The sequence below is a fragment of the Bradyrhizobium cosmicum genome (assembly GCF_007290395.2).
Classification (GTDB): Bacteria; Pseudomonadota; Alphaproteobacteria; order Rhizobiales; family Xanthobacteraceae; genus Bradyrhizobium; species Bradyrhizobium cosmicum.
This window is the reverse complement of the sequence record NZ_CP041656.2, coordinates 3784984-3808745: the sequence shown is the minus strand read 5'-3', so window position 1 is coordinate 3808745 and position 23762 is coordinate 3784984. Positions and strand designations below refer to the sequence as shown.

22 protein-coding genes and 1 pseudogene are annotated in these 23762 nt (G+C 62.8%); 7 read left to right on the top strand and 16 right to left on the bottom strand.

Annotation, left to right across the window (positions count from 1 at the left end):
* Nucleotides 1-6 precede the first annotated feature (6 nt).
* The 4 genes from FNV92_RS18310 to FNV92_RS18295 form a co-directional block, all read right to left on the bottom strand.
* Complete coding sequence (locus FNV92_RS18310) at nt 7-219, bottom strand: hypothetical protein (RefSeq protein ID WP_143845295.1); 213 nt, start codon at nt 217-219, stop codon at nt 7-9.
* Between the two features lie 97 nt (nt 220-316).
* Nucleotides 317-556, bottom strand: coding sequence for a hypothetical protein (locus tag FNV92_RS18305; RefSeq protein WP_143845297.1), 240 nt, complete (start codon nt 554-556; stop codon nt 317-319).
* 75 nt (nt 557-631) lie between these two features.
* Nucleotides 632-916, bottom strand: a complete 285-nt coding sequence (locus FNV92_RS18300; protein WP_143845299.1) for a hypothetical protein — start codon at nt 914-916, stop codon at nt 632-634.
* A 532-nt stretch (nt 917-1448) separates the two neighbouring features.
* Nucleotides 1449-1931 carry a PAS domain-containing protein gene (locus FNV92_RS18295; protein WP_244623676.1) on the bottom strand — a complete coding sequence of 161 codons (483 nt, stop codon included), beginning with the start codon at nt 1929-1931 and terminating at the stop codon, nt 1449-1451.
* Nucleotides 1932-3007: 1076 nt separating this feature from the next.
* Between FNV92_RS18295 and FNV92_RS18290 the strand changes: the two genes are divergently transcribed.
* The 4 genes from FNV92_RS18290 to ccoG are packed head-to-tail and all read left to right on the top strand — an operon-like array spanning nt 3008 to nt 6610.
* Nucleotides 3008-4345, top strand: coding sequence for a hypothetical protein (locus tag FNV92_RS18290; protein ID WP_143845302.1), 1338 nt, complete (start codon nt 3008-3010; stop codon nt 4343-4345).
* Nucleotides 4346-4355: 10 nt separating this feature from the next.
* Nucleotides 4356-4865, top strand: a complete 510-nt coding sequence (locus FNV92_RS18285; RefSeq protein ID WP_143845304.1) for a DUF2249 domain-containing protein — start codon at nt 4356-4358, stop codon at nt 4863-4865.
* Nucleotides 4862-5176, top strand: coding sequence for a metal-sulfur cluster assembly factor (locus FNV92_RS18280; protein ID WP_143845306.1), 315 nt, complete (start codon nt 4862-4864; stop codon nt 5174-5176). The genes FNV92_RS18285 and FNV92_RS18280 overlap by 4 nt, the downstream gene beginning before the upstream one ends.
* A gap of 9 nt (nt 5177-5185) precedes the next feature.
* Nucleotides 5186-6610 carry a cytochrome c oxidase accessory protein CcoG gene (ccoG, locus tag FNV92_RS18275; protein ID WP_143845307.1) on the top strand — a complete coding sequence of 475 codons (1425 nt, stop codon included), beginning with the start codon at nt 5186-5188 and terminating at the stop codon, nt 6608-6610.
* A gap of 346 nt (nt 6611-6956) precedes the next feature.
* Here the strand turns inward: ccoG and FNV92_RS18270 are convergent, their stop codons facing one another.
* On the bottom strand, nt 6957-8831 hold the full coding sequence (locus FNV92_RS18270) for a sensor histidine kinase (RefSeq protein ID WP_143845309.1): 1875 nt from the start codon (nt 8829-8831) through the stop codon (nt 6957-6959).
* Between the two features lie 91 nt (nt 8832-8922).
* Complete coding sequence (locus FNV92_RS18265) at nt 8923-9264, bottom strand: response regulator (RefSeq protein WP_244623831.1); 342 nt, start codon at nt 9262-9264, stop codon at nt 8923-8925.
* Nucleotides 9265-9765: 501 nt separating this feature from the next.
* Between FNV92_RS18265 and FNV92_RS18260 the strand changes: the two genes are divergently transcribed.
* Nucleotides 9766-9912, top strand: a complete 147-nt coding sequence (locus tag FNV92_RS18260) for a hypothetical protein (protein ID WP_244623677.1) — start codon at nt 9766-9768, stop codon at nt 9910-9912.
* 1416 nt (nt 9913-11328) lie between these two features.
* Here FNV92_RS18260 and FNV92_RS18255 read toward each other — a convergent pair.
* The 10 genes from FNV92_RS18255 to FNV92_RS18210 form a co-directional block, all read right to left on the bottom strand.
* Nucleotides 11329-11592, bottom strand: coding sequence for a hypothetical protein (locus FNV92_RS18255; protein ID WP_143845317.1), 264 nt, complete (start codon nt 11590-11592; stop codon nt 11329-11331).
* Nucleotides 11593-11695: 103 nt separating this feature from the next.
* Nucleotides 11696-11923, bottom strand: a complete 228-nt coding sequence (locus tag FNV92_RS18250; RefSeq protein ID WP_143845319.1) for a hexameric tyrosine-coordinated heme protein — start codon at nt 11921-11923, stop codon at nt 11696-11698.
* A 31-nt stretch (nt 11924-11954) separates the two neighbouring features.
* Complete coding sequence (locus tag FNV92_RS18245; protein WP_186355486.1) at nt 11955-12344, bottom strand: c-type cytochrome; 390 nt, start codon at nt 12342-12344, stop codon at nt 11955-11957.
* Between the two features lie 36 nt (nt 12345-12380).
* Complete coding sequence (locus tag FNV92_RS18240) at nt 12381-13376, bottom strand: FAD:protein FMN transferase (RefSeq protein ID WP_143845323.1); 996 nt, start codon at nt 13374-13376, stop codon at nt 12381-12383.
* Entirely contained in the window at nt 13373-13945 is a 573-nt protein-coding gene (locus FNV92_RS18235; RefSeq protein WP_143845325.1) for a nitrous oxide reductase accessory protein NosL, read from the bottom strand. The genes FNV92_RS18240 and FNV92_RS18235 overlap by 4 nt, the downstream gene beginning before the upstream one ends.
* Nucleotides 13942-14769, bottom strand: a complete 828-nt coding sequence (locus FNV92_RS18230; RefSeq protein ID WP_143845327.1) for an ABC transporter permease subunit — start codon at nt 14767-14769, stop codon at nt 13942-13944. The genes FNV92_RS18235 and FNV92_RS18230 overlap by 4 nt, the downstream gene beginning before the upstream one ends.
* Complete coding sequence (locus FNV92_RS18225) at nt 14766-15686, bottom strand: ABC transporter ATP-binding protein (protein WP_143845329.1); 921 nt, start codon at nt 15684-15686, stop codon at nt 14766-14768. Before FNV92_RS18225 ends, FNV92_RS18230 begins: the two co-directional genes overlap by 4 nt.
* A complete protein-coding gene (locus FNV92_RS18220; RefSeq protein ID WP_143845331.1) occupies nt 15683-17041 on the bottom strand; it encodes a nitrous oxide reductase family maturation protein NosD in 1359 nt (452 codons plus the stop codon). The genes FNV92_RS18225 and FNV92_RS18220 overlap by 4 nt, the downstream gene beginning before the upstream one ends.
* A gap of 13 nt (nt 17042-17054) precedes the next feature.
* Nucleotides 17055-19001 (bottom strand): TAT-dependent nitrous-oxide reductase, encoded by a 1947-nt coding sequence (gene nosZ, locus FNV92_RS18215; protein WP_143845333.1) that lies wholly within the window; start codon nt 18999-19001, stop codon nt 17055-17057.
* 23 nt (nt 19002-19024) lie between these two features.
* Nucleotides 19025-21337, bottom strand: a complete 2313-nt coding sequence (locus tag FNV92_RS18210) for a NosR/NirI family protein (protein ID WP_143845335.1) — start codon at nt 21335-21337, stop codon at nt 19025-19027.
* A gap of 201 nt (nt 21338-21538) precedes the next feature.
* Here FNV92_RS18210 and FNV92_RS18205 point away from each other — a divergent pair, with 201 nt between their 5' ends.
* Nucleotides 21539-22414, top strand: coding sequence for a ferritin-like domain-containing protein (locus tag FNV92_RS18205; RefSeq protein ID WP_143845337.1), 876 nt, complete (start codon nt 21539-21541; stop codon nt 22412-22414).
* Nucleotides 22415-22504: 90 nt separating this feature from the next.
* A pseudogene (locus FNV92_RS18200) lies at nt 22505-22848 on the top strand (efflux RND transporter permease subunit); the annotation flags it as partial.
* Between the last annotated feature and the right edge of the window lie 914 nt (nt 22849-23762).

The following is a 23762-nucleotide window of genomic DNA, read 5'->3' as shown; positions in this document are numbered from 1 at the left end:
GTGGCCTTACGACGGGAAGTCTGCAGGATCCACCTTCAGGCGATCGGCATGCAGTGACCAGTCGTGGGTGGCGTGGATCTCGCAAAACCGTTCCTTTGCCTGCTCCTCGGCCGCCCTGCCGTTCGGGGCATCCAGTTCGACTGCCGTTTGGCAGACTTCGTCCATCTGACCGTTCTCGCCGAGGACCTTCTTCATGAAGCTGACGATGAAGCGCGGCATGGGACCTTCAATGGCGACTGCGTTGCCGGTTCTGTCCGCTCGCCCCGTTCGGAGCAGGAAGAGGAAATTGACGGCAGGCGCTCGGCTGAGTCAACGTTTAGCCGGAAATCGCGTCGCCGGGAGCGCCTCTCGCGCGCCAATAACGCTGGCGAAGCCTGGGCGCTATCAGCCATGCGATCGCGGCCGACGCAACGACGCTCATGGCGATCATCGTCGGAATCGCCGCCATCGCCTTCAACTGGATCGGAGTGAGGAGGATCACAAGCATTCCTGCTCCGAACATCACTGCCTGGACGCTCATGAAGACCATCGCCGCGATCTGAAGTCGTACGGACATGTCAAAACTCCTCCTCGTCCAGCTCAGAACAACGGGTTCGGCTCTGGGGGGTTCCGAGGGGACTTCTGAGGGCCGCTAGGCGCCGGTACCCTGGGCGGCGGCCTGGCACTTCGGACAGCAGCCGTCCGCAGCGGCACCAAGCTGGCGTCCAATTTCATCGTTGAGAGTTTGCCCATCCCAAGTCGAGCCGTCGCTCTTTGGGATTCTCTTGGCCCGCTCCAAGGCGTGGCTCTCTGCGGCGTCGTCGCCGATACGAACGATCACGTCTTCATGGAAAGGACAGACGGCGGTGGCGCGCGTCGTCTCTAGCGCATACCTCACCAACCGCGCCAGGTCATCGGGATGGAGGTCTGCTGGCATGACGGTGCTCCGGCTGGACCTGTTGCGATCACATCGTGGTCTTCGCGGGCTGTGGCAGTCCAACCCGCAACGCAAGTGCTGGTTCCTGAGGACCCGCCGGCAGAGCCGCTGTCAAAGCCGGCTCTCCTAGCGGTCGCGGACACTGCGACCGAGAGACCCGGAGTGCCTAGGAGTCCAGGCTCCGCCTCGCCACGCACCGGCGCCGAAGCGCCCGATGCAGTTCAATCCTAGACGCTGCCCTCCAGTTCGCCTTGACCTGTCTCAACTTCCGGAGAGGACCGTAGGTAGTCATCCGCAATTTCGGGGACGATCAGTCAGGCGCATGGTCGGGGCATGCAGCGCCAGATCGTGTTCAAGTGCCCGCGCACGGGAATAAACGTCCAGCTTTGCCTGGATGACGAGGCGCTCGAGTCCCGGAAACCCAAAGACAGCTACGTCTCGGTATCTTGTCCGGCCTGCATGTCGCTCCACTTCCTCAACAGCACGACGGGCAGGACGCTTGGCGACTTCGGGAGTGTGCCTCGTTGATGGATCAGTCCTCGGACGCCACCTGGCCCGTCACGTCCTCCACTTGGTGCAGCAGGAAAGCCAGCCTCCCATCCTGATGGTGGATCGCCGAGTTGATGGGCCACCAATGCCGTTCGATGAAGGACCTGTCTGTATCGCGGATGTCGTAGCGCTGCACTGCCATGGCATGGCTCCGGCCGGTCTGCGCGACGGTGCGTAGCGAAGCGTACAGGTTGCTGACCCCGTCCGCGAGGGGTTCATCCGGATTGTCGGGAAACACTTCGAAGAGAGACCGCCCAACCACGCTGCCGCGATCAGTCAGCGTCGCCTTTGCGTAAGCCACGTTGATATCGACGATCTGTAGTCCCGGACCTGGATCGAGCAGAATGTAGCGTTGCGGCGAGCGGTTGAAATCGGGCAAAAACTGCTCGCGGAGACCGATCGCGTCGACCGCCTTTTGGCCGGACTGTCCGGACCGGGACCGCAGAGCGCCCTCCGTTTCGACCACGAGCAGCGCGAGCTCGCGCGGTTCGAGGCGAGCAGTCCCTCGACGGTCCGCCGCAGCGAAGGATCGCTCGTCTCGGCCAGCAGCCTCTCGAAATTCGCAATGTTCTGCTCGCAGATGAATTTCTTCATGTGTCCGGGATAAGCGGGTGATGTGGGTGCACTATGCACCGCATCATCCTGCCCTGCGACGTCGTCACGCGAAGGGCGGCATGCTGCCGCGCGGCATCGAAGTTTGGACGCGCGAACCTTGCGACGCCAGTGGGGGTGGACGCCGATCTGGTCTGCCGATCGGAGGAACCGCTGCGCCAAGTCGTCGTTGCTCGCCCTAGAGGCCAGGTGAGGAGCCGCTGCGATGCTAGAAACGAATGATCTGCTGGTGAAATGTCCAAAATGCGGTGCCTGGCCGATGGCGGTCGGCTCTCAGAGGAACATCATCGCGCATCGCGAGGTTAGCTTCCGATGCCCGAGGTGCGGCAGCGAGGAAGAGGGCCGGCTTCGCCATGCCGCCGCCTCGCAGATCAACGCGCACGGCGGTCTCGACGCTGCTTGAGAGAAGCGGAAAGTGCCTCTGGGTCTGCCTGCAAGCGCGTGCTGAGTTCGAGCGGAGAGCGCCGGCCGACGCATCTCAGGTCTCGCAGATGGCACCAGAAGTTCGCCGAGGGAGAGAAGAGAAAAAGCTCCCCTGCTGTCCGAAGCAAGGGCAACTGTGCAGCATCAGGCTACGTCGTGAATCGACCTCCATGCGTCTTCTGCTTCGTTGCGCTCGTGCGAAGCCGAATAGAACGAGGATTCGACTCGTTTTGCCTCTCTCCTGCGCTCGAGCTCGTCAAGATCAATCTCGTGCACGGGAACTCGGACGCGCCTCCGAAGTCTTTCGAAAATCCTCATCCATCGTACTCCGATTTCGACACACGCATATTGCGCTGCGGAACCATGCGGTGTTTGCGACATCGCAAAGATCTGTGCGGGGCTTCAATTAGCTTACCGCCAGCAGGTCCGGAAAATCGCTCGCGCCGGACGCGCGGGGTCTTGAGGCGCGCCGTTGCCTCGCCCGACCGAACGGATGAAGAGACGATCATGATCGGCGGCAACATGTCCCGGTGGACGATGACCTACTTCGCAGCGGCGCTGACCTGGTTGCTTGCCGCGCTCGCGCTGATGGCGGCCGGCATCGGTCATCCTGCGACGGATCTCGCGGCGCCGGACACACTCGTCCTGGTGCATGTGATCTGCATAGGCTGGTTAAGCACCGCGATGTGCGGAGCGCTATTCCAGTTCGTTCCCGTCCTCGTCGCCAGGCCGCTCTTCTCCGAAAGACTGACCTTGCCGGCCTTGGGCTTGTTGACCGCGGGGCTTATCGCGCTGCTCGCCGGGTTCATGGCTCTGGGTGGCCGGCTGCCTTCCGGGCCCTGGCTTCTGCCGCTTGGAGCGGTACTGCTGGTCGCGGGCTTCGGCCTCGTGATCCTCGATCTCGGCCTGACCGCCTGGCTGCGGCCGACCGGTCCGGCACGTTTTGTCCTAGTCGGCCTAGCGTCTCTTTGCGCGACCGTCACGTTCGGCGCGGTGTTCGCGTTCGCGCTGGCCGGATGGGCGGGGCCGGTCGGGGATGCCGTCCTGGCGCGCGGCATCCCGCTGCACGCAATCGCCGGGCTCGGCGGCTGGCTTACCTTGACGGCGATGGGCGTCAGCTACCGATTGCTCTCGATGTTCATGTTGGCTCCGGACGTGGAGGACCGGCAGAGCCGCCTCACGCTCGCGGCCGGGGGGCTTGCCGTCGCGGCAACCGTCGGCGGCGGAGCCTTCGCGGTCGGGGTCGCCATGCGGCTGAATGCCGTGCTTTCTGTCGCCGCACTTCTAGGTCTAACGTGCGCCGCGCTCTACGGGCGCGACCTTGCCGGTATCTTCAGGAATCGGAAGCGGCGGGAGCTTGAGCTCAATATGCGGATGGCGATCTTGTCGTTCGCCAGCCTGGCGGGGACGGCCGTGCTCGGGATCGCGCTCGTTTCGATAGGGACGCTGCCCCTGCATTTGGGCGCGTTCGCCTTCCTCACGGTGTTCGGCTGGCTGTCCGGCTTGGTGCTCGCCAAACTCTACAAGATCGTCGCCTTTCTCACCTGGCTCGAGACCTACGGTCCGGTGATGGGGCGAGCGGCGACGCCGCGCGTTCAGGACCTGGCCGCAGAGCAGAGGGCGACGAAATGGTTTGCGATCTACTATCTCGCCGTCTGGGCAGGAACGCTCGCACTTCTGGCGGGGGAGCCGAGCGCGTTCCGGATAGCCGCGGCCGCGATGACCGTGGGCGTTTTCGGCATCATCCACGAAATCATTCGAATCCGGCGGTTGGAAGACGTGGCGTCGCCACTGCGCCTGCCGGCGGGCGCCGTCGCGCCGCATCTGTTGTTCGCCAAAACATGAGGAGATCGCAATGACCGCTTACCTGGACGTCGATGTCCGTCCGATCCTGCGCGCCGGGGGCGAGCCGTTCTCGGTCATTATGGCTGCGATCGAGCGTTTGGAAAAAGGGCAGGGCCTGCGCCTTTACGCCACCTTCAAGCCGGTCCCGCTGTTTGCCGTGATGGCCGACAAGGGCTTCGCTCATTCGGCGAGCGCGATGGAAGGCGGCGAATGGGAAGTGCTGTTTACGCCTGCGGCAGCGAAGCCGGCCCAAGTTGCTGCCCCCTCGAATGGCTTCGACTTCGGCGCCTGGCCTGATCCCCGCGTCAAACTGGACAATCGCGACCTCGAGCCCCCGGAGCCGATGGTCCGGATTCTCGCTGCCGCCGACAAGCTCGGGCCAGGGGAGACGCTCTCGGCGCTGCTGCGGCGGGAGCCGGTGTTCCTGTTTCCACAGCTCGAAAAGCGCGGCTTCCGCTGGCTCGGCGGATTCACAACGGACGGCGCTACCTACGAGCTCACGGTGAGGGCGCCCTCGTGACGGACCAGCTTGTCGAACGCGTCCGCGAGGCGCTACGCGTCGTGATCGATCCGGAGCTTGGTGAGAACATCGTCGACCTCGGTTTCATCTACGATATCGCCGCCGCGGGCGGTGCCGTCCGCATCAAGATGACGGCCACGACGCCGGGATGTCCGGCGACCTCCTTCCTGAGGGAAGGGGCGCAGGCGGCGGCATCCGCCGTCCCAGGGGTCGTTTCCGCCGACGTGGCGATGACCTTCGAGCCGGCCTGGACCCACGACCTCATCGCGCCGTCGATCCGGGCTTCGCTCGGCTTTGCGGCTGTGAACTGACGGCGCGCCATGGCGATAACCATCGAGATCGATCACGCGAAGACCAGGGCCAGGGCCGCCGCGGTAGCCGGACTGCCGGTTGTGCCGCAGGCCGTCAAGGGGCCGATCCGGAGGCTCAAATGGGTCATCCTGCTGCTGACGCTCTCGATTTACTACGTCACGCCGTTCCTCCGCTGGAATCGTGGACCGAACGCGCCCGACCAGGCGGTGTTGCTCGATTTTGCGAACGGGCGTCTCTACGCGTTCTTCATCGAGATCTGGCCGCAGGATCTTTATCTCGTCACCGGCCTTCTGGTGCTCGCGTCGACCATCCTGATCCTTGCGAATGCGCTTGCGGGGCGCCTCTGGTGCGGCTTCGCATGTCCCCAGACTGTCTGGACCGATCTGTTCCTGCTCGTCGAGCGCTTGATCGAGGGCGACAGGCGCCAGCGCCTCAAGAATATCGGAGCGCCTCTCACGGCGAAGCGGGCTTTTCAGTCGGCCGCCAAGCACGTGACTTGGCTTCTGATCTCGCTGGCGACGGGCGGCACACTGATTTTCTATTTTACTGACGCGCCGGCTCTACTCGGCGGCTTGCTGGCCGGCGACCTATCGGCCAACGCTCTCACCTGGATCGCGGTGTTCGCGGGCACGACGTACGGACTGGCGGGGTTCGCGCGTGAACAGGTCTGCACCTTCATGTGCCCATGGCCACGCTTGCAGGGTGCGATCTGGGATCCCGAAGCCTATACGGTGAACTACCGCGATTACCGGGGCGAGCAGCGGACTTCTGCGAAAAAGGCTGCCGAGCTGCGCCTCCGCGGGGAGCTGGCAGGCGATTGCGTGGATTGCGGCCAGTGCGTCGCCGTTTGCCCGATCGGGATCGACATACGAGAGGGCCCGAATTTCGCGTGCATCAACTGCGGTCTGTGCGTCGATGCGTGCGACGGCGTGATGGCGAAGCTCGGACGCCCGCGGGGCCTGATCGACTACGAAAGCTGGACCAACATCGAGCGGGGGCGCAGCAAGGAGGCTCCTCGCAACCGTCTGCTGCGGCCGAAGACGATCGGATTGACCGCGGCATGCATTGCGCTGGCGGGCACGATCGGCGTCGCGTTCGCAATGAAGACCACCGCGACGCTTTCAGTCCAGCATGACCGCGATCCGGTCGCCGTCCGTCTGTCGGACGGCTCGGTGCGCAATGCCTACACGGTGAAGCTGCTCAACAAGTCGGCGAGTGCCCATCGGTACACGCTGTCCGTCGGCGGGATAGACGCGAAGCTGTCCATCGTCGGCAACGAGGGCCTCTCTCCAGTCGAGGTCGCGCCGGATGCCTCGGAGCAGCTGCGAGTGACCTTGACGGCTGCGCAAGCGGCGCAGCGCGATGTCGTGTTCACCGCGCGTGACGAGACCGGCGGCGCGCTGTCCGCAGCGGATCGATTCGTCGAACGGTAGGCCCCGACTGTCCTGCCGCAGCGCGGCATCCCACCCTTAGGACAGATGCCTCCCAGGGAAATTTTACTATTGCAGTGCGGACATCTCCGCGCCTCGTAGTATCGGGCGTCTTTGTTCCGACCACCGCTGCCGACCCGGTTGGTGATGACCATCAATAGAATGATCGCTACGGGCGATTTTCTGTCCGTTGCCAGTGGCCAATTTAGGGCGTGGACTCAATAAACCGGGGACGCCGTTTGATCTCCGCTATGCCCCTGATAGCGGCGGGAAATCGGAATGTCGCAGGACTTCCGCGTTGGGCCGTCAGCAGAAGTACGGTCGTACGGGTCGCGAGATGGTTCACGAACTATTGGACAATAGGAAGCCTGATCCGGAACGACGCACCGCCATGATCCCGATTTTCGGCCCTTATCTGCCCATTGTGGGCCTCGATAATGGTGCGCGCGATGGACAGCCCCATGCCCATGCCATCGGCTTTGCTGCTGTAGAACGGGTCGAAGACTTCTTTCAGTTTGTCTTCGGGAATGCCCGGCCCGCGATCCGACACGGACAACTCGGCAAATTTTTCGACGCGCGCAGTCCGGATGCTTATGATGCGGTTTTCGGTAGGTATCTCCTTCATCGCGTCGATCCCGTTCGTGACAAGGTTAAGAATGACTTGTTGGAGTTGAATGCGGTCGCCGAGGATCAGAAGCGCTTCCGGCGTGATCACACTAACCAGTTCGACCTTTCGTCCAACGCCAAGAACGAGTTCGACAGTCTCACCAACGAGATCATTGAAGTCGAGGCTCTTCAGTTCAAAGGGTGCTTTTTTCAGCAGGCTCTTCATCCTCCGGATGACTTCGCTGGCGCGGCGGTCATCGCGCAGGATATCGCCGACGATCTCGTTCAGTTCCGCCATGTCGGGGCTCGGAGATTTCAGGATGACCTGAGCGGTTTCGGCATTGGTCAGAATAGCGCCGAGCGGCTGGTTGATTTCATGAGCAATTGAGGCGGTCAGTTCGCCAGCCGTGGCGATGCGGTTGACATGGACAAGTTCCGCCGTGCGCTGCCTATACTGCACCTCGACAAGTTGACGCCGACGATGTTCGCGTAGCAGGATAATAATAAATCCGGCCTGTATCACAAGAATCGCGACGACAGATGCGATCTGCCATGCATACCGTTCCCACACCGTCGGTTCTCGGAAGTAAACGGTACTTCCAGCGGGCAAATTGTTCTCGCTAATTCCCCAGCGCTGCATTTGCCGCCAATCGAACTTTGCAGCCGCGAACTCAATCGGCCGGGTCTTGATGTCCCCCGCCCTTTCCCCCGAAAGGATTCGGTTCGCGACACTGGCCGTGATTGCACTGCTCTCCAACACGGAAAACATCGGTCCCCCAACGAGGGCGCCTTCAAAAAAGGAGCCGTCGTAAGAGAAGATGGGGGCAGAGGCTACGGAAGCCAATGCATTCAACGCCTCGTTTTCTTCATGAGAGACACTTGCTGCATCCACATTCATCAAATGCCAGAGAATCGCGCTATGTGGCGGCAGTTTCGCTGCGTCCTTGAGAATGTCGGCAAAAGGCAACTCATCGTACCATTTCAAGACGACCCTGTTCGCAAAGGGAGCTAGTTGCCGCTGTATTTCCGCGTGCCAGAATACTTCGTTGGGAGATACTCCGTTCACGATTGCTAACGCTTTGGTATCCGGCAGCACTTGCAGGATAGTCTTGAGAATGGCAGCAAAATCGTGATCGACGGCTACGACCGTGTCATTTTCCGAAAGTTGACTAAAATCGACGCGGCGCCTGTCAACAGCCGTGAAGATCATTGGGGTCGTTTGAAACAACTCGCTGCGATGCCTCTGGATAAAGCTTGCGGCGGGCGCTCCCACCGCGATTATCAGGTCGAGTGGCTCCCTGAGATAGAGCGCCCGGAGATACTGAACCAACGGGATTTCGGGCTCTGCGTTGTCCGATCTTGCGCTGGTGAGCGAGAAGTCTGTGAAATCAATCGACGATTTTACCTGACGAATGATTTCGGCTCGAATCGTGCGAGCATAATCGCTCCAAGGCTTGAATTGTGGTCCGAACGAATGCAACATCAGAACGCGTTTGGCTGCTGGATCGGCCGCCTGACTTTGGCGCACCGTCACCTGCAACAAAGCGATGGCCAGCACAGCGGTGAAGCTCCGCGCGCGACAATTTCGCCATGATAAGGCAGTCGGCCAGAAACACATTGCCATCCTAGTCCGGGCACTTAACCCGAGTGTTGGAACGATAAGGGCTCAATAAGATGATTGACAAGAAAAAGCGCTATCGGCGGTCGGGCTAGGGCGGATATCCGGTTTGGGTACTCGACCTTCGCTCAATCGGCTCTATCAGCGACTTGGCCGAGAACGGCTTTACCAGGTAGGCAAGGCACCCAGATTGAAGTGCAGTCTCGCGAATGAGGGGGCTGTCGTTTCCAGTCATGTAGATGACCGGTACATTATTCCCGGCCACTTTGAGACCCCGTCTCACTTCGAACCCTGACCCATCACCCAAGTTTATGTCGAGCAGAACGCAAATTACCTGGTCGAAATCGGCGTGATTTTCGAAAGCACTCGCAGTCGGAAAGAGCAGGCTGCCGTAGCCGAACTGTCGCAGTATTCGACCTACACTTCGTAGCATACCGGGGTCGTCATCGACGACGAAAACAACGCCCTTATCTGAAGACATCAAGCTCCACCCAACCCGCCCGAAGCGAACCCGCAACCCACTCACGCGGTGGTAAAATGTACGTTTGGCGGGCTCTTTCCTTTGACCTTAATCAAGATCGGCGCTCTTCGCGGGGCATTCTATCGCAGATGCTCGTTTCCACTTCCGCTCCGGGTCAAAAGCGTCGGTGGAAGTGAGGTAAGCTGGCTTCCGGTTTGCCCGCGAAAGCGGACATCGCGGCGGCTCATGCGGCGAATCCATTCAGACAGACGAAGCCTAGACAATCGTGAAAAGTAATTGCTAGTCATTCGCATGGGTTGGATTCCGAATTGGCTGCGACGGGCAGATGTCAGGCTGCTGCCTCGGGCCGGCGCTCAGGTCGACTTACAACCACTGTCGGTGCGCGGCGGCCGATGGCTGAAGGCGAACTTGTTTCGCTTCCCGGGAGCGGTGTGGTCGCGGAAACGGGGCTGTGTGGAGCTGGCAGAGGGCGACGTGATCGCGCTGCATCTCGTTGTCGAGCGGATCACGGAGGCCGGGCTGAAGGTGCGGCTGGCGGGGCGCCTTCGCGGCTGGGACGGTTCGTCGCCTGTTTGGACTTTGCTGGTGCGCAAGCGTTAACGGATCGGGCCACTCCTGATGCGCACGGCGACGAATGACGGCTGGGTTAGAACGGTCGGTTTGGCAGCGCGCGCGGTGTCCGGTCTGCATTGGGAAACGGAATTGCAGCGACCATGGTCTGCACGTCAGCTACGGGGCATTGGCGTCAAGTTGGCCGCGCCTTTGCAAGGCCCGGTCTCGCCCCCGACGGCCGACGTGCCGGCAAGCATCGTGTTCGGGCCGACGCTCCCGAGCGATGCCAGGGATGCTTTCCCGGGCAATCAGTTACAGCCCCGGGATCGCGAAAACCTAACGCCGGCAGATACTGCCCTGTCGTAAGCTGCGAGGGCGGCGTCGGTTGATATCTCGACCATCTCTCGGAACCGTGCGTCGCTCACCTGCGTGAAGCTTTGGCTTATGGCTTCGGCAAGGTCAGCATCGCTGACAGAAGGCTCCTTGGGAGTTGTTCTTCCCATAAGCTGACTGAATAAGTTCACTCGGTAGGTGTCCGCCGCGAGTTGCCAAGCCCAGTCTTGCAGGTCCACTGCCTTGCGCATCTTTCCGGCTGCCCAAAACGCTTAACATTCGGTCAGAATAGCCGCGAGCTTTTCAAGATCAAGTACGTGAGGCTCTCATCTCATTAGAGGCGCTATGTCTGCTGTGGGTCCATAAGCAGTCGACGCTGACCGAGCGGGACGACTTCGCTTAACCCTCGGAAGCTGACGATACGAGTACATGCCCTAATTCTCACCGTTTGACGCGGCGTGGGCGGCGACAGTCCGGCTCCCGACTGCTTCAGGCGGCCCTGTTCAAGCCGGGGCACCTGGAGCGATCCGGTCCCGCCGCCAACGTCGCATCTGCCCTCGTCGCTGGTATGTTTCGCCGGATTCGAGAAGAGCGCCGTCGGCTAAGCGGGGCGGTCCCGGCGGCGCTCCCGAGGTCTCGATCCGGGCCTGCTTTGGGCATCGTACCGCTTGGCGAGGGCGAGCAACCGACGTCGGGTGAACGGGTCCGCCTTCTCCGCCAGATTGCGCGCCCGCTGCGCGAAGCCTCTGTAGAACTCTTCCATGACGCCACCCCCGAAATACCACTGGATTTCGGTACGCCGTCAACGTGCCGTCAAGCGGCTGTGCGGCAGCCGCTACGTCCATTTCGCACGACGGCCTTCCGCGAAGGCTTGTGCTGGACGCTGGCGTGCAGCTAAGCTGGAAGGGCAGGGGAAAGACAAATGTCTGTGCGTCAGGGGATCCGGAAGGCGTGCCCTTCGTGCGGGAAGCCTATGCAGCTTGCGGCCGACGCGGGCGGTCGCGATCACTACGTCTGTTCGCGTTGCGAAGACGATCCGCTGCACGACCCGGCCGCCCTCAAGTGGGCAAATAGTCCGCTGAAGGCGCCGGTGGGCCCCGAGACATGAGCGGGCCCTGGGGGCAACGGCTACTACGGGTCACGGCGCTCCCGGCGCCGGAACGGATCGGCGGCGTCGTCATGACCTGAGCGGCTACTGAAGAACATCAGGGCCATGAGCCCGCACCCGACGAGAAGCGAAAAGAAGGTGCCTAGCCCCAGCGCGATCCACCCGTGCTTGCCCATCTCGACGCCGCTGCTCGCACTCCACACCGACACGGCCCAGACGCCTGTGAGGATCAATACGGCGCCAAGGGCGACCAGCAGGACGATTTGACCGGTACTGAGACCTCTCATCGTTGCACCTGTTCGTGCCTGGACTGGGTGAACTGCGAACGCGAGCAGGCGTTCCGGTGTGCGGTGCTGGCGGCTCCCGAGCAGGCGGGATGGCCCCGTCTCATCAGCGCCACCAATTGTTGGCGGCGGCGATCGTCTGGAAGTGGACCGCCACCACGTGGGATGTTGCGATCAGTTGCTCCGAGTCCTGCTCATAAGCCGCGCGCAGACGCGCACGGACCTCGTCCGATGGCTGCGTGATCTTCACCGCCATTCGTGAGAGCTTGACGGCCAGTTCGAAGCCGGCCTGGGGTGTATCGGTCTTCAATGACGGTAGCCAATTTTCGCTCATGTGCCGTATCCTTTGTTGGGGGCTGGAGTGCTCACTGCGTCAGCTTGACGGGCGCCTTATCGAAAGTGTGCAGGTAGGCGCTCAGGTCCTTGATCTTCTGCTCGTCCTTGATGCCGGCGAACGCCATTTTGGTGCCCGGGATCTTGGCCTTCGGGTCCTTGATGTACTCGGAGAACGTCGCCTCGTCCCAGGTGATGCCGGACTTCTTGTTGGCCTCCGAGTAGTTGTAGCCTTCGACCGATCCCGCCTTCCGTCCGATCAGCCCATTGAGCACCGGGCCGACGACGTTCTTGGCGGTCTCGCCAACCTGGTGACAGGCCTTGCAGACGGCGAAGACCTTCTCGCCCGCGGCGGTATCCTGGGCGCCGGCTTGGCCGAGACCCGCTGCGAGAAACAGGGCCACAAGTGCTGTCCGGTTCATCAAGTTCTCCTTTTCCTTGGGTTTGAATTCGATCGATCAAGCGGTGATTTCGGATGACTTGCCCGCCGGATCAATGAGATGAACGCGTTCGACATCGACGTATGGCAGCAGCGAACGGATTCGCTCCTCGGGAAGCATGCTGAACGCGGTCGAGAGCGCATCGGCTGCAGTGGCGCTTCGCGCGACGGTCGTCACGCTTTGATAACGATGGGCGCTGCCTCCCGTCGCCGGATCGAACAGGTGGTTGAAGCGGCCTTCGGCGTCGAACCGGAACCCGTAGCTCCCTGAGGTCGACACCGCCCGGTCGACCATCGGAACGATCGTGGCGGTTCGGCTCGCGACCTCCGGATCGGCCACGCCCACTTCCCAGGGGCGGCCGTCCGGCCGCGCCCCGATGGCGCGGGTCTCGCCCATGTCCACCAGGCTGTGCGAGATGCCCTGGGCCTGCAGCAGCTCCACGACCTTGTCCGTCACGTAACCCTGCGCGATCCCGTTCAGGGTCAAGGCCATTCCGCGAGGCATCGCAATCCGGTCGCGGCTGACCGACAGACGGCGGTGGCCGACGCGCCGGAGCGCGGCCTGGATCGCCGCCGGTGGCGGACCGGCGGGATCCGCCTCTTTTCGCGCAAAGTGGTCCGTATAGAGCTCCCACAATGGCTGCACCGTCGGATCGAACGCGCCTTCGGTCAGCGCGGAGTACCGCTGCGATGCCGTCAGCAGTTCGACCATTTCGGCGGCGGGGCCGACGAGGATGCCGGTCCGGTTCAGTTCGGCGAGAGCGGAATCTTTCATGTATAGACTGAACTGCCGCTCGAGCCGCCGCGCCTCGGCGCACGCCAGCCATATCAGTCGCTCCGCCCGGCTGCGGTCTTCGTCGTGGATCTCCATCGTTGCGATGGCGCCCAGCATCGTGCCACGCCAGGTCACCGGCGCGACCTCTGCACGAAGCGGACCTCCGAAGGACAGCGGGCCGAGGCCCGCCGCCGCGGCGCTGATATGGATGAAGCGTCGGCGCGTCAGCGTTCGCGTCATGGCGTCCTCCTCGATCGTTCGCCCGGCGGGCCTTCGGTCGTTTCGTCGGCTATAGCGGCGCCGGTGACATTCGCCGATGTCAGCACATAGTCCCGGGGCACTTGGTCGAAGCCGACGATCCTGCCGCCGTTCTCACCGGCGAACTTCTCCGCCGCCGCTCGGTCCGAGAATGGAACGGCTTCGTCCCCGCCCATACCGCTCTTGACTCGGCTCTCGATCACGAACAACGCCTTGCGCGCCTCGATCCAGTTGTCGGCGCCGGGCTTGTCCCAGTCGGCCGCTTTGCCCATGTCGGAGACATAGATCGCCTGGATGTCTTTCGGTTCGTCCGGCAGCATGGTGAAGGCGAGGGTGTCCCGCACGGATGAGAACCACACCGGCTCCATGAGGCTCGCGGAGAAGATGTGGCCCTTCGGTCCCGGGTGCTCGAGCACGTTCATGCCGCAGTAATGGCCGATGTCCTCCGCCGTCATCCGATGCGGCGGTGGGATCTTGGCAGTCTGCTTGTCGTTGCAGCCCGCAAGCGCGAGCAGCATGAGCAAAGCGAGCAGGATCGTTCGGCGCCTCATAGCTCCCTCCGCGAGAAGGCGAGCGCGGCCAGCCCCAGTGGCAGCAGCGTCCAGCAGAGCAGGGCGGTCAGAAGGACCGGTATCGTAAGGGATGTGCTTTGAGCGAGGCCCGCCATGCCGGCGAAGGTGCTGACATTGGCGAACCCGGTGAGGTTGATCAGCCGGTAGGCGTCGGTCGGATTCGACAGGAGCATGGCGTTGAGCGCGGCCGCCGAGATGCTGCGTCCCTGATCGAGCGCAAGCACGCCCAGCAGCGCCATGTCGTAGATCAGCACCAGCAGCAGCCACAATCCAATGCAGATGCCGGCTGCCGTTCCCCGGTCGCGCACGAGCGCGCTGACTAGATAGCCGATCGCCACAAAGGCGGCGCCCAGCAGCACCGAGGAGGCCACCATGGCCGCAAACGCCAGCAGACTATCGCCATCGATCTGGCTGCCCGTCGCCGCCAGCGCTCCGACCGCCGCGCCGTAGCCGAGACAGGTCGCAAAGGCGAGGACGGCGAGGTGTCCCAGGAACTTGCCGAGCAGCACCTGCCATCGCGCGACCGGATAGCTCAGCAGCAACAGCATCGTCCCGCGTTCCATCTCGCCGACGATGGCGTCATGGGAGATCAGAAGCGCGATGAGCGGGACGAGAAAGATGGTCAGGCTCGACAGGCTGACGACGACCACGTCCAGCGTGCGAACGCCGACATTCCCGGTTGGCGCGCTGCCGAGAAAGGTCAGTGACAGAGCAAGGCCCGCGAGCAGGAGCGTTGCGGCAAGCACCCAGCGATTGCGGATGGCCTGGTGGATCTCCTTGGCGGCGATGATCATGACATTCATGGCGCCTGCTCCGATTGCCGGAGAAAATGAGCGTAGAGTTCGTCGAGGGTGGGCGGGACCACGTCGACGTCCTCGACGGAATTGCCGGCGGCCGTCGCACGATGCAGAAGTTCGATCTTCCGCTCCGGTGCGGCGTCGATCTCGACGGTGTGGCCGTTCAGACGGCGGCAGGTCGTGTCTTGCGGAGCCCAGGGCGGCATCTCGCTCGGCGCGAGGCCCGCGACCTTGAGACGGATCCTGGTGGGCAGCCGGGCGAGACGACGCAGCTGGTCGATCGATCCGTCCGCGACCTTGATGCCGCGGTTCATGATGATGACCCGGCCGGCGCGCTCCTCGAGCTCGGTCAGCGCATGCGATGACAGCAGCACGGTCGCGCCCGCGTTGGCGAGCCGCGCGATGATGTCGTAGAAGGTCTGGCGCAGCTCCGGATCGAGTCCGGTGGTCGGCTCGTCCAGCAGCAGCACGCGCGGCTCGCCAAGCAGCGCCTGCGCGAGCCCCAGGCGCTGACGCATGCCCTTCGAATAGGTGCTCACCCGGCGGCGGCTGGCGGCTCCCAGCCCGACGGCGTCGAGCAGCTCCAGGCCCTTGGCGACCGGTTCGCGCTTCAGCCTGGCGTAGAAGGCCTGGGTTTCGCGGCCGGTGAGGGCAGGGTCGAAGGAGACGTTTTCCGGCAGATAGCCGAGCTGTCGGCGGCCTGCGAATTCGCCGGCGGCGGGATTGTCTCCGAGAATCTCGATGGCGCCGCTGGTCGGCCGGATCAACCCGAGCATGAGCTTCATGAGCGTGGTTTTGCCGGCGCCGTTGTGGCCGATCAAGGCGACCAGCTCGCCTCGATCGAGCGTGAACGAGGCGTCGCGTACGGCCTTGATCTGGCCATACGACTTGGTGACGCCGCTGATACGTACCGTGCTGGTCATCGCGCTTCCTTCGGCGCAGCGTTCTGCGGCGGCGACACCAGTGGATGGCTGTCGACCACGCCGCCCGGCAGCAGCGCCGGAAATTGTGCCTGCGCCCAGCGGATCACCTGGACGGCGGGGCTGTTGATCAGGACCTTCGCGGCGGGCGCGGTCCAAAGCACGCGGTCGATGAGGTCGTTCGGCCGGTACGCGGTGTCGGCGATACCGTCTCCGTTCAGGTCGAATGCCGGATTATCGCTCCAGTAGTTGCCGCGCCCTCCGATCGACCAGTCGAGGTGCCGGGTGCCGACATATTTCACCTGGTTGGCGTTGCTGACGAAGGCGTTGCCCGTGATCTCGTTGCCTTCGGAGCCAGCCGTGAAGTGCACGCCGATGGCGCAGCGCTCGAACCAGTTGTTGCGGAATTTGTTGTGATTGGTGTTGTAGATGAACACGCATTTCTCGGGACCACTCCGAAGCGTGCTCTCCCGTTTGGCTTGCGGAAGCATGCCACGCTCGTCGTCGGGGCCGTCGTCCGCCTTCTGTATAGTCGAGCCGAGCGGGCCACCGATCACCCGGTTGTCCTCGATCTGGGCATAGTTCGCGTAGTTGAAGAGCATGCCATAGTCGCGATCATGATCGGAGGAGTTGCCGCGGATCACCAGGCGGTTCGAATACATGATGGCGTAACCGACATGGTTGCCGATCGAAACGTTGCCGCTGATTTCGCTGTCGTTGGTGTACATGTAGTGGACGGCGAAGCGAACCTGCTCGAAGCGATTGTCGAGAAAGCGGTCCTTGCTGCTGGAGATCGAGAAGATGCCGTCGCGGCCGTAACGGAAATTGTTGTTGGCGATGGTAACGTCAGGGGCATTCCAAAGCGAAACGCCGTTGCCCGCCTCGCTGAGACGTCCCCCGCGCAGTCCCTCGATCTCGTTGCGGACGACGCGGGAGCCCCTGGCGCCATGCACATAGACGCCGAACAGGTTTCCGATCAGCCGGTTGTCCTCGATCTTCGTACGTTCGGCCGTCTTCTGCAGGAAGATTCCGGAATTCATCGCCTGCAGATCGCGCCCGGAGCCCCGGACGGTCACGCCGCGGATGGTCACATCCGGCGCGGTCACCGTGACGACGTTACCGGCACCGCCCCCGTCGAGCACGGCGCCGGCGCGCCCGGTCAGCACAAGAGCGCGATCGATGTGGATCGAGCCGTTGTACTCCCCCGAAGCAAGTTCGATGACGTCACCGTCGCCCGCGCGATCCAGCAACGATTGCAGCGGCTGGCCTGGCACAGCCGTCAGCGTCTCCGCATTGGCAGAGCCGGCCAATCCGGCGGCGACGAGCGCCGCCGGAAATATGCGTGAGAACAGATCCACGAGGTCGCTCCGATCAGACCGACTTCGGCTCGACGAACATCCGGCCCTTCATCTCCATGTGCATGGCGTGGCAGAACCAGGAGCAGTAGTACCAGTACACGCCCGGCTTGTCGGCACTGAACGTCACCGATGCCGTCGCCATCGGTGCGACTTCCATCTGGATGCCGTAGTTCACGATGCTGAAGCCGTGGGTCAGGTCCTCGACCGCATCGATGTTGGTGATGAAGACGGTGACCTGATCACCCTGCTTGACCTGGAACTGCTCGAGCCCGAATGCTGGGGCCGTCGAGGTCATGTAGACTCGCACCTTGTTGCCGTCGCGGATGACCTTGGAATCACCTTCCAGGTCGATGCCGTCAGCCTTGGCCTGCTTGACTGCATCCGCAAACATCGGATCGGCGCGATCCCAGATCGAGATCGGATTGATTTTGGAGCGGTGCACGATGGTGGCGTCATGGGGCTCCGCAAAGCTCGGACCGTCGTGGACCAGCTTCATCTGATCGCCCGAGATGTCGATCAACTGGTCGTTCTCCGGCTTCAGAGGGCCGACGTTAAGGAAGCGATCCTTCGAGAACTTGTTCAGCGAGATTAGCCATTTTCCGTCGGCCTCCTTGGTCTGCCCCATCGAGGAGTGGTTGTGGCCGGGCTGATAGTGCACGTCTAGCTTCTGGATGATGGGATCCACCTTCTCGCCCTTGAACGCCCGCTTGGCGAGGTCGATGTTCCACTTGCAGACCTGGCTGTCGAGGAACAGGGTGGTGTAGGCGTTGCCCTTCCCGTCGTAAGCCGTATGCAGCGGTCCGAGCCCGAGTTCAGGCTCGGCGACGACAACGTCGCGCGGCTTGATCTTGTCGTCGAACAATTGATCGAACAGCCGCACGTCCATTACCGTGACCGTGGGTGAGAGCTTTCCGGCCGCAACGATGTGGATCCCGTCGGGAGCGGTGTTCATGCCATGCGGATTGTTCGAGACCGGAACGTAGCGCGTGTAAGGGGAGCCCTTGCGGCCGTCGATGACCGGCACGCCTTTCATTTCCTTGAAGTCGCCCTTCTTCACGGCCTCTTCGATCCGCTTCAGGTTGAAAATGACGACCCAGTCCTGCTCGTTGGCGGTCATTTCGGCGAGGGTGACGCCTTCCTCCGCGTTATAGCAGGTCGAGAAGGCGTATTTGCCCTGGTAGTCGGCATCGACGTTGTCGAGATTGCCGTCGACGATCACCTGCCAGGCGACCTTCATCGTATCACCGTCGACCGCCGAGAAGATCGAACGGTACTGCTTCCTGTCATCGAGGATCTTGCCGTCGTTCGGCAGCGGAACGGCGTCCTCGCCATTGCAGAACACATAGCCCGTCCGCGGATATTTCTGCACGCGCAGGCCGTGCACGGTGTGCTGGTTTGGCAGCTCGATGATCTTGTCGCACTTCATGACGTCAAGGCGCACCCGCGCGACGCGGCTGTTGGCCTTGTCGTTCATGAAGGCGTAGCGGCCGTCATAGGTCCCATCGGTGAACGAGATATGGGGATGATGCAGGTCGCCGTTCATGTAGGTCCCGCCGCGGCTCTTGAGAAACTCGCGTGTCTCCGGCTGCAATCCTTCGGTCAGGACCTTGAGGCTTTCGTTCGTCTGTCCCCAGCCGGTGGCGCTGCAGCGGTTGAACACGGGGACGCGCATCAGTTCTCGCATCGACGGAAGGCCGACGATGCGCATCTCGCCGGATTGGCCGCTCGAGAAGAAGACGTAGTATTCGTCGAGCTCGCCCGGCGCGACTTCCGTCTTCTGCACAGCCGGACGTGCCGGCGGCGCCTTGGGCGCGGCAGCCTTGGTCTGCGCCTCGGCGACCGAGACAAAGCCGCCGTCGTTCATCACGGCTCCGCCGGCGAGTCCAACGCCCGCAGCCGCCGCAGTGGTCCCCAGCAGGGTTCGTCGGCTGACGCCCTTTCCATTTTCGTTGTCGCTCATGATGGTCTCCTCGGCTTTCGGTTTCAGGTTGAAGGTGGTGTGATGACGTCGGCGGGCGAGACGCGGACGGGTCTCCCGCCGGCGGTGATGACCGTGTCCGGACCCTTGCCACCGGAGCGCATCGATGGCGACGACATCGCCTGGCGCTTTTCCCGCTTCAGCCGCACCTGGATCATGTGCGGACAGCGGTGGTCGTCGAAATACAGTTCCTGGCAGTGCATGCAGTAGATGCACTCATTGACGTTGATGTGACCTTCCGGATGGATCGCCTGCACCGGACACTCGTTGGCGCAGCGCTGACAGGGCGAACCGCATTCCGGCCACCGCCGCAGCCATTCGAACATCCGGATACGTCCCGGGATCGCCAGCGCAGCGCCGAGCGGGCACATGTAGCGGCAGAAAAAGCGCTCGACGAACAAGCCGGCGGCGAGCAGGGTCAGCGCGTAGAGGACGAACGGCCACTCCCGCGCGAACTTCAGGATGATGGAGGTCTTGAAGGGCTCGACCTCGGCGAGCTGCTCCGCGAAGGCGGTCGAATACAGCGACATCCCGAACAGGCCGAGGAAGATGATGTACTTGATCGGCCAGAGCCGTTCGTGCAGTCCCCAGGGAACGCGGAATTGAGGCACCTTGAGCGCCTGCGCGACGTTGTTGAGCAATTCCTGCAGGGCGCCGAACGGGCAAAGCCAGCCGCAGAACGGTCCGCGGCCCCAGAACAGCAGCCCGGCCGCAATCGATGCCCAGAGGATGAAGATCAGGGGAGCCGAGAGGAAGTAGTCCCAGCTGAATCCGGTCAATAGGGAGTTCGCGAAGGTCAGAACGTTGACGACAGAGAGCTGAGCGTTCGCGTACCAGCCAAGCCAGACAAGGATGAACAGCAGGTAGCCTCGGCGCACCCAGACGTACACGGCTGGACGTCGAACCAGCACGTTCTGGAAGAAGAAGATCAGGGTGAGCGCGCCGAGCGCCGCCACGGTCAAGCCGATCTTGACCGTATCGGCGCGCCAGATCCGCATCCACAGCGGCTCGTCGTCGGACGCTGGTGGCGGCGTACCGACTTCGCGCGCTTCGGCAACCGAGGTCGCCGAGCCCTTCGAAGCTGCCGCTTGTGGAGACTGCGCCGGGAGCGCCTGCCGTTTCAGGTAGGCGTCTGGAAGGGTATAGCCGAGATCGAAGGTGACCAACGCCTTGTCCCGGGCGCCGACCACGCGCTGCACAAGCAGTTGCAGCATCCATGGTTCGACCGGATCGAAGGCGAGCTCGGGCGGCACCGTGAACAGAGCGATTTCCGGAAAGTCGGGCGCACCTTCGGCGGCAAGGCTGCCGAGCCGCGTGTGATCGCGGTCGCGGAAGCGGACGCTGTTGGTCTCCTGGACCAATTCGATGCGGTCGAAGATTCCGCCGCGGACGTAGGCGGCTCCCTTGAACGAGTAGCGGCCGGTTCCGGCGACGACGAGCGCCTGCTGACCTGGCTTGAGACGGCCGACGAGCCGTTGGTAGCCGTCGTCTCCGAGCAGACTGCGTCCGATCGTGGGAACGGCGACGTCGGCGACGTAGAGATCTATGAATGTGTCGTCGGGATCGCCTGCCTCCGGATGCGCCGTGGCGGCGGCGCTGCCGGTGTTTTCGAACGCCTTGTTGATATCCGCGACCGAAAGGAACAGCCGCCGGACCGAGCCGTCACCGAGGAGCGTCTGCCAATCGCGAACCTCGCTTATTCCGGGATCAATCAATTTCGACGCTTGCGGCGCTGCGCTGGCGCCTGCATCGCCTTGGGCGCCGAGCCGGCCGCTCTTGATCAGCTTCGTCGCGGAACGGACGATGCTGTCGCCGAACACGAGGACGGTCACCGTAGCCCCGCTGACGATGTCGACCTGGGGCGCCTGCGCGGCACCGCGCGCCACCTCGCCCATGTCGGCGCCGATCAGCTTGTTGACGGCGTCCAGGATCCTCTTCTCCGGAATCCCGACGAGAACAATCGGCTCCTTGTGCTCGACGAGCTTGAACCCCTTGAGCACGCCCTTGGTATCGATGCCGATCAGAACCTGGATCGGCTTGCCGGAATAGCCCGTGGCGTTGGCGAACTGAGAATTGAGGTAGACGAATCCCTGCAGCTGCTCGCCGCGATAGACCGGAACAATCGGCGGATCTCCCTGCGGCGGACCGAATCGGTCGGCGCCTTGGAAGAAGTCGGCGGGCGCGACCTTCGGCAGATAGGTGGCGAGATCGCCGGCCGCGAGCGCCGCATGTGCCCACAACGTCGCGCAAATCGCGACAATCACCGCGAAGGCTGCTGCAGATGCAGGCCGTCTGTGGGCGAAAAAACTCCGGACCATGGAGTACCTCAAAGCGGAACGGGTCTGCCCGCGCACGCTCATTCCATTCGAATTTTGATGTTTGATGTCCCGGGATCGTCGTTGACGCCGGACGGGAGGGTCGATTGAGCCAACGCAAATCGAGCTGCGTCAAGAGGGTCTATCTAATGATAGGAATGGCCTCGCAATTTGCGCTGCATCAAACAGCCGAGGAATATGATCATGCCGTTGCTGCGAACGACGCTCTTGAAGATGGAACCGGCAGGGACCCTGCAGTCACTAGACGAACTGTTCGCGCTCGCTAACGCCATGGAGCAGGAAGCCGCGACCAAGTACGGGGAACTCGCCGAAGAGATGCGACGTCAGGATCGTTTCGACCTGCTGACGGTTTTCAGCGATCTCGCGGCGGCCGAGCGGGAACACGTCGACAGCGTGCAGCGCTGGTCGCAGTCGCGACGCGGGAAGTTGCCGGATCTCGCCCTCATCCGCTGGGAGGCGCCCGAAACGTTCGACAGTGACGCCACAGCCGAAATCAAGGCTTCGAACCTGATGACGCCTTACCGCGCGCTCGCGATGGCGGTACGCAACGAGGAGCGTGCCTTTGCCTTCTGGTCCTATCTGGCCGCGTATTCGGAAGATCCCGAGATCAAGAAGGCGTCGGAGACTATGGCCAAAGAGGAACTCGGCCACGTCGCGACGCTGCGCAAGGAACGGCGCCGCGCCTATCATCGAGAGCATGACTGGGCGCGGGCAGACGAAGCGCGCCTACCCGGGGAGCGGATCGAGGCGCGAAGGCTTGAGCTTTGCCTCGCGACGCGTCTTGCGGCCCTCGAGCGGCGTCTGGAAGGGGCGGCTGCGGTGCGCACGCGCGAGCTCTGCGATACGACCATGCGGATGGCCGACGAGGTCGGCGATTTCGGAAGCTTTCCGGAGACGCTCGAGCAGCGGGACGCGCACACGGTCGCCGAGGCGCTGGCCGACGCCTATCTCGAAGGTGCCGAGCGCTCCGGCGATGCCGAGCGCGTCGAAACCTTGCAGCACCTGGCCGAGAGAGCGATCTCGAGGTTGGCATGGCTGCGTTCGCTTGGCGCGGAGTAAGGCACCCGAGCGCCGCCATCAATTCAAAGCCGGCGATCGAGATGGATCACGTCGGCGCCGCGGGTCAGGGCCCGCCCCTCGGCGGCACGCCTTGCCGAGGTCTCGGTCTATGACGCCATCATGGAGGGCGCGGTGGAGCGCGTACGGCCCAAGATGATGACAGTCGTCGCGATCATGGCAGGCTTGCTGCCGATCATGTGGAGGACGGGACCGGGTCCGAGATCATGCAGCGCATAGTGGTGCCGATGATTGGCGGGATGATCTCCTCCACCCTGCTGACGCTCATCGTAATCCCCGCGATCTTCGGCCTGGTGAAGGGCTTCGGATTGCCGCTTGGTGATCGACGGACGCCGCCGCCGGTCACCAAGACGATCAAACATCTCGAACCTATTCCGGAGCCGACCGCATCAGGTGGCCCACGCGCAAGTCAATGATCTCAGCCATGATGCAGGCCCGACGCTCGCATTTCGCTCCGCCGTTGGGTCGGCTGTTGGCCGCCAGCCACCGCGGCGCTTATGCCGGCGGCCCCCGAAACGGCAGGATGGATGCTGATCTTGGTGCGCTTGCCGCGGTAATTTCGAGGCGAGCCGCTGGCGCTCATTGGGCCGGTGAAGGCGACCGGCCACTTCGTGAGGTGGTTGCTGGGCTGCCGTGGCCTAGACGGCCAACGATCACGCCGCAGCCAAAATGCGATACCATGGACGTCTGGTGCCCCGAATCCTCCCTGGAGAGGCCAAAACGACCGGCTCAGCTATGTCGCTGCGGAGCCTGGGCGGGCGACATGTGAAGGTGCCGACTTTCAACGTCCAAAGGTCGCCCACGTGCAGCGGCTTACCTCGGCACGACTGACGGACCAATCGATTCATCGCGCCCGGGATGACCGCGGACATGGAAATGTCGGGCCGGAGCCCCTCTAGCCTTACCGATCTGACGGCGCTCTCGCCGGACGTAGTCAGCTCATGGTGCTTACATGTTACCGCAAGATGTGTGACACGTCAGGGGGGAGGCAGCATCATGTCGGGCCAAAGAAATCCGCCGCCAATAGTCTCCAGATGCGAAGCATCATTATGCGCGGTTTTCACCATTAAGCTGCAGAACGCACAATTTTTAAGCAGCAATAACAAGCGCTTATCTCGGACGACCGAGCTTCGTAACCATCGCCGACTAAGGTCCAGCGGAAGCTGGCGACCAGATCGAATGCTGCCCGTGAACGGCGCCGTGAGGGGTTAGGATGAGGTGCCGGAAGGAAGCTAATTCGGTTTAGCTTCCCAAAACTCCAAGAGCGCCCCACATGGCGAATTTTCGACGCGTAGGGCTCGGCGCTTAGCACCGCAGGGATTCCGAATGG